9 protein-coding genes are annotated in these 6419 nt (G+C 43.4%); 2 read left to right on the forward strand and 7 right to left on the reverse strand.

Annotation, left to right across the window (positions count from 1 at the left end; translation table 11 throughout):
• Both feoB and A3761_RS18905 read right to left on the reverse strand, forming a co-directional pair.
• Window positions 1–1680 (reverse strand): ferrous iron transport protein B (gene feoB / locus A3761_RS18900; protein WP_068750688.1); only part of this gene is annotated, 1680 nt, incomplete at its 3' end.
• Between the two features lie 21 nt (window positions 1681–1701).
• Window positions 1702–1932, reverse strand: a complete 231-nt coding sequence (locus A3761_RS18905) for a FeoA family protein (protein WP_068552836.1) — start codon at window positions 1930–1932, stop codon at window positions 1702–1704.
• 251 nt (window positions 1933–2183) lie between these two features.
• Between A3761_RS18905 and A3761_RS18910 the strand changes: the two genes are divergently transcribed.
• Complete coding sequence (locus tag A3761_RS18910; protein WP_068552838.1) at window positions 2184–2984, forward strand: hypothetical protein; 801 nt, start codon at window positions 2184–2186, stop codon at window positions 2982–2984.
• 9 nt (window positions 2985–2993) lie between these two features.
• Entirely contained in the window at window positions 2994–3080 is an 87-nt protein-coding gene (locus A3761_RS29065) for a hypothetical protein (RefSeq protein ID WP_368664562.1), read from the forward strand.
• Window positions 3081–3235: 155 nt separating this feature from the next.
• Here the strand turns inward: A3761_RS29065 and A3761_RS18915 are convergent, their stop codons facing one another.
• From A3761_RS18915 to A3761_RS18935, 5 genes are all read right to left on the reverse strand, one after another.
• Complete coding sequence (locus A3761_RS18915) at window positions 3236–3580, reverse strand: hypothetical protein (RefSeq protein WP_068507691.1); 345 nt, start codon at window positions 3578–3580, stop codon at window positions 3236–3238.
• Entirely contained in the window at window positions 3577–3894 is a 318-nt protein-coding gene (locus tag A3761_RS27940; protein WP_068507689.1) for a tetratricopeptide repeat protein, read from the reverse strand. The genes A3761_RS18915 and A3761_RS27940 overlap by 4 nt, the downstream gene beginning before the upstream one ends.
• A gap of 173 nt (window positions 3895–4067) precedes the next feature.
• Entirely contained in the window at window positions 4068–4778 is a 711-nt protein-coding gene (locus A3761_RS18925) for a DUF3034 family protein (RefSeq protein ID WP_068507687.1), read from the reverse strand.
• A 20-nt stretch (window positions 4779–4798) separates the two neighbouring features.
• Window positions 4799–5416: a methylamine utilization protein gene (locus A3761_RS18930; protein ID WP_082865046.1), complete on the reverse strand. Its 618-nt coding sequence runs from the start codon at window positions 5414–5416 to the stop codon at window positions 4799–4801.
• A 150-nt stretch (window positions 5417–5566) separates the two neighbouring features.
• Window positions 5567–6361 carry an AraC family transcriptional regulator gene (locus tag A3761_RS18935; RefSeq protein ID WP_068552843.1) on the reverse strand — a complete coding sequence of 265 codons (795 nt, stop codon included), beginning with the start codon at window positions 6359–6361 and terminating at the stop codon, window positions 5567–5569.
• Window positions 6362–6419 lie beyond the last annotated feature (58 nt).

Raw genomic sequence — 6419 nt, forward strand, 5'->3', positions numbered from 1 at the left:
CATCGGCGTAAGCGTTTTGCTCACTTCGCTTAAGACCGAGTCTTCAGAATCTTCATTCCCGAAAGAGCCGTCCGTGCCAATCGAGTTGAGCACATTTAGCGCCAGCACCATCAGAACAATCACCTTCCCGGCATCGCGGATGAAAAGCTTTACTCTATCCCAGGTTCTTAATAATACGGCTTTTAAGGTGGGCAAGTGATAAGGAGGCAGCTCCATCATAAAACCGCTGCTTTCGCCCTGAAGAAGGGTTTTACGCATAATTAAACCCGTTAGAACAGCAACAGCAATACCTGCCAAATAAAGAATAAACACTAGATTTTGACCATTGTCAGGAAAGAAGGCCGCCGCAAACAATACGTATACAGGTAGACGCGCACCACATGACATAAAAGGATTCATCAAAATAGTAAGCTTTCTTTCTCGCTGGTTTTCGAGGGTTCGCGTCGCCATGACAGCGGGAACATTACAACCAAAACCAACGATCATCGGTACAAAGGCTTTACCTGGCAGACCAATCTTACGCATAGCTCTATCCATCACAAAGGCTGCGCGTGCCATATAGCCGCTATCCTCAAGTGCGGATAAAAACAAATACAAGCAAACAATAATAGGAATAAAGGTAGAGACAACCTGAATGCCCCCTCCAATACCATCTGCCAAAAACACCTTGCTCCATTCAGGCAAGCCAAGCAGCCCCATCAGATGCGCAGTGCCATCAACAAAAATTGCACCCACGCCCATATCGAAGAGGTCAATAAAGGCACCGCCAACGTTGATCGTAAAGGTAAACATCGCATACATAACCAGTAAGAATATACCGATTCCCAAGCGCTTCCCGAGTACAATATGGTCTATCTTATCAGATAGATTCTTGCCCACGACACCAGCTTCCTTTATTACCTCTTGCGATAAGCAATGTGCATGATTAAAGCGCCCATCAGCAATATGTATGTCGACGTCTTCCCCGGTTCTTTCTTCAATCTTGCTCTGCCAATGGGAAACCCTTGATAGCAGCTCTTTTTGACCAGCCGATTCAATTGCGCCCAATACAGCGCTATCATTTTCCAAAAGCTTAGTCGCGACCCAGCGTTGTTCGTTTGCTTTAACAGTAGCTGGTAGATAGCCGGAAACGGATAGGATTGCCTGCTCAACCAAGTCTTCATGTACCAGCTCGATTGAGCTCTGCTCGCTGGAACTTAACTCGTACTTGATCGCGCTAGCCAAACCTTTCAAGCCTTCCCCTGTCACGGCGACGATAGGCACCACCGGGCAACATAAGGCTTCGCTTAAGCGTTCAACATCGAGACTAATGCCACGCTTGCGGGCAACATCCATCATATTCAGCGCCACGACCACTGGAACGCCCATTTCTCGTAATTGCACAGTGAAATAGAGGTTACGCTCAAGATTCGAGGCATCAACCACATTAACGATCAGGTCAGCGTCGGCAGAGAGAAGATAGTCCCGGGTAACTTTTTCATCCAGAGACGATGCATCCAGCGAGTAAATACCTGGCAAGTCGACAACGTTTGCCTCGTCTCCTAGCAACTTTGTTCGCCCTGCTTTGCGCTCAACCGTTACGCCAGGCCAATTACCTGTGGTTTGTCTAATTCCTGTAAATTGATTAAAAAGGGCTGACTTACCACAATTAGGGTTGCCACCCAGAGCGATGGTTAACATAGGCTTAGGCCTCTGAAGCTGCTAGCAAGGAGAAACTTTAAGATGACGGGCAATACTATCGCCCAAGGCGATTCTCGTTCCACGATTTGCGAGAACCAAACCGTGTCGGCGACGTTGGAGCAAGCAGACCTCACCACCCACACGCAAACCAAGCCCTATCATTTTTCTGGCAAGGCTTTTACCGCCACTGATCTGTGTAATGGTTGCGTTCTGACCTTCTGATAATCGATCCATACTTAAGCTTTGCGTCATCAAGATTCACCTCACAAACAATAATAGGAATGATTCGTATCTAAAGGCTATCAATAGAACTTAATGAATACCATTGAAGCTTAATAGGAATCAATCTCGTTTGACTTAGATCAATTATTGGCAAGCTTAGGCTGATAAGAGTAGGTAATGACTTACCTCCTATTGGTTATAAAAGAGAGAGCGAAAATTTTCTCAACCCTTTTCCCAATTGAGGTTAGAATAGAAGCTCTAAACCAAAACCGAAGCACTCTATGAGAACCGTCAAAGATTTCCACTTCGTTAAACGCTTACTCAAAACGCTTTATATCAAAGATGTCGTAATAGCGAAGTCCTCTGAAGACCTTGATACGATTCTGGCTCAGGAGCCGCGTTTAATTATCGCGCTAAATCATGGGCCGATGATGGGTGCGCTGGCAGGTTTGGTTGGCCTGGCAGATTCCATGCAAAAGCATGGTGGAGAGAAGCGTTCGCCCTTCGGTATCACCTGGCGAAAGTTTTACGAGCTGCCCATCGCGAAACAATTACTTAGCTTTCTCACGCAGATTAACCACGGAGTAGGTTTTGATGAAGCCTGTGTATTATTACAAGAAGAAGGCTTTACTGATTGCGTTATTATGCCCGAGGGCGAGCTGTGTAATTTTGGCGACGGCGTTGCGGTGCTTCCTTTTCTCAGCCCTCGCTTTATTGAGCTGGCACTCGTTAACCAGTGCCCGGTTTTAATCGCCGTCCATCACGGCTCTGATCGCTGGGCCATGCCAATTAAGTTAGACCGACGCTTAGAGCCTCTATTCAAGTGGCTTCCTCAACATATGCACGAGACGATTAAGCATTCAAGAACACTTAGTATTCCCAAGCCGGTCAAAAAGAAGATTCCCAAGCTGTATATGAGCTTTGCACGGTACCAGCCAAGCCTAAGCTTGAAAACACTGAGCGACAATAAGGAGCAGCGCAATCAGCAACTCCATAAAGAAGCCGAGATTGTTAGAGACAAAATGAAGAAAATGATCTCCCTGATCATCACAGAACGCCGACTGAATGACTTGGTTCATTAAGCCTCTTACATGAGTGATTCGATACAAGGCTTCCTTGTCACACGGCAATGGCGAGATACACCACAAGGCGTGCTGCTCAAGTATTGGTTTTATTAATGCAAAACAAAGTCAAACCATATTTGAATATAAATTCACCATTTCTGTATTGTTAAGTATACGCAAATAATAGTTTCAAAAGATAAAACTGCTTAGAAACACCTCACCTTAACGGTTCACGGAACGACAAATAGGTAAAGTATGTGGTTTGGGTTTTAGTCACTGGAATACATATACCGAGCCTTCCTTTCTCGTACAATTTTGATCAGATTTGCATCACGAATAGCAGCATACCCGTGAACGTTAAGCACTGATAAAAAAATACTATAAAGGCTCTCTGGATTAATTTTCTTGCTGAGCAACATCGAAACTTTTGTTTGACTTCTAACTCGCGGACTAAAAATAATGGTATAGCCAGTTTGCGCGGACACTTCTCTACTCAACTGATATATATCCAGCGTTGAATATTTTGGCGCAGACGCACAAAATGTTGAACCCAGCAGCATTGCTACAACTAACAGGAAGCTATTTGCTCTAAGGCTCAGAATACCGGCTGTCATAGATCTTCTAGTGTATTTTTTATCATTTCCTCAAACGAAGGGTGCGTACGCAACGCTTTTAAAGCGTCATCCTTAGTAGCCTCATCTCGATAGCTATCACTTTTAGCAATTGCGTTAGATAAATAGGAAAGCGCCTCCTCATATTGCTGCAGTGCCGTATAAGCACAGGCAAGCTGATAAAATGCATGTCCATTGTCAGGATCAAGCTCTAAAGCTTGCTGGCATAGGTTTGCGGCCCATTGTGGCTCATTGATTTCTAATACCGCATCCGCCTTGTAGGTCAAAGCTTCACAGTCATCGGGCTTGATCTTCAAAATGTCATCATAACTTGAGATTCGATTGCTGGGGCTTGTATCTTGTCCCGCCCTGAGCCAAAGAGATTGAACCTCTTGCGTAAGCGCCAGCGCTTTTCGGTTATCATCAATGTCTGAACTTTTCTGGCTGAGCTGATCCTCAAAGCTTTGTAAACGATGCTCATACTCGAGAACTAGTTTAGAAATTTGCTCATCTGCGATCGATTGAACCTAAACTCAACACCCAAAGCAACGTTGTTACCGACGAAAACGCCCAGCGCTGTTTCGAATAAAAACTTAGACCTTGCATTATCGCCGCCGTAACCGAGCAAACCGAGTTCATTTGCATTACTGTAGCGAATATTCGCATTCACAAAGCTAGTATGATGAAACAATCCGTCGATCCACGCTTTTGCAGCACTTAGATAGAAATCAGTTCCGCTGCTATCTTTAGCGCCAACAAGATTGATCACACCCGCATCAATGAGTCTTTTTTGCTGTGTACCGATACTGATTACCGGTAATGTGTCATAAACCAAATCGCCAAAAAGTCGAACCTTCAGACCAATAATATTTTGTCTCACCGATTGCGATAATGCATCAACATAAAAGTCCTGATGAGCGAAGCTGAATTCGATACGGTCTCGAAAATTAATCAAAGCTCCGTGCACGCTCATATTATAATCATCAACGTCCACTTCACTTGCGACTATGCTGAAACCTAGCTCGTCTCTAGTAGCGTACCCCCCTAACGGCGCCCAAGGAATTAAACCTCCTCCTGCACTACCTTCGATAGAGGTAACACCCGAAGTACCCAATAACTTACTACCCGCTGCATTAACAGAGCTTGTAAAAAACAAGATCAAAATTACTAATGCAATACAGAATTTCGGAGCATAATTCATTCTTCTATCTCACTTGGTCGTCAGCGCCAGCGCTTCTTATTAAACTTAGTATTTTTCGTTGATTTGATCTCAATGACTACGGTTTGTGGAGAATTCACATCAAACTCAGACACCTTAAGAGGCTTTGCAGTGTTTTTTAACAGAGGGTGCCATACAAAAAACTCTGATGGCACTTTTTCCGGCACAGCCAAACTCGCTCGACCTTTACTGTCTGTTTTGCTTGCATAAGGTGTATCTATAACCAAAATATACCCAAGCATTGAATCGTGTATATTGCACCCTAGTGCCACGACGCCTGGCGTTTCAAACTTGATAGGAGATTCCGGCTTGTCGGCGTAAAGCTTTATTTCAAAGCGCTTTGGCTCTGAAAACGAATAAACATGATGTCTAATATTGTCGCTATTCGGAAAGCTCACTAAATCACCGACCTGAGCAATCAATACATGAGGGGCGAATTGCCTATTTTTCTGATCCATTATCAAGTTCGATGGAATACGCTTATTGCCAGACAAGGAAGCATATTCAGATTCGACTTGAAAATAAACGACACCATCGACAAGTGCTTGGCCATTTTGATCTTGAAGCGTTATATCGACAATTCCAGCAGCCTGACAGATATTAAATGACAGCCATGTCACGATGAAGATAAAACCCCGATCGAATGTATAAAGATTTGTAGACATAAGCGAAAATAAAACTAACTGGCAACATTATTAGAGTTTAGAACGAACAGTCTAGACCATGTGATGAAACTCTGTTTTGTTATAAATACTTGGCTAAGCAATTGTCTAACTCGATTGAGCGGTCATATTACGAAAAGAAAGCGGCGTCATGCCAAAACGTTTTTTAAACTGCCTGTGAAAGTGACTGAGATTATTGAATCCTATGTCTAGGGCAATGCGAGTAATGTCCTTTTTAGAAAACGCGAGTTGCTTTGCAGCATCATCGAAACGCAGTTGCAGAACAAACTCAATTAGACTGAACCCATACTTCTGCTTGAATTTTCGTGTAAGCTGGCTCCGAGATACTGAAAACCTCTTGCTCAAATCATCTAAATTGATATCTTCGACATAATGCCGTCTGACCCATGCAGTAATGTGATCAATATGATCGAAACTGATTTTAGAAAGAGCTGTGTCTTGATGCAGCCTCTCCATATGTAGAAGCAGCATTTTTATAAAGCAGTTTTCCGCAAATGATTGGTTCAAAAGAGAAGGTGACATCGAGAGTGCATCAACTTCTTGAATGCATCTTTCTAGATTGTCGCCCTGATCATTATTGGAATGAGACAGTGTCGTTTCTTGCTTTAGTTTTTCTATAAAGTCGTTATTGCATGGCGAACGCATTAAGTCGAGTGTGGCGGGTTTGATACAAGCAAGCAGTACTTCGCTACATGCTGACTCGCCATCAAAAATGGTAATTTTATGCACCATATTACAAGGAATAAAGATCGCGCTTCCTTGTTTTAGTGTATATGTTGCTAGACTATCTTCAATTAATAAGCCCCCACTCAAGCAGACGAGAAACTCATGCATATTATGTGCATGTTCTTTTATCGCCCCTCTTATAAGCGTTTTTTTCATCCAAAACATATCTTACCCGAAAGTACATAATTTAAATCAGAAAGTACAAGAACCAATG

It is taken from the genome of Oleiphilus sp. HI0123, from assembly GCF_001635315.1.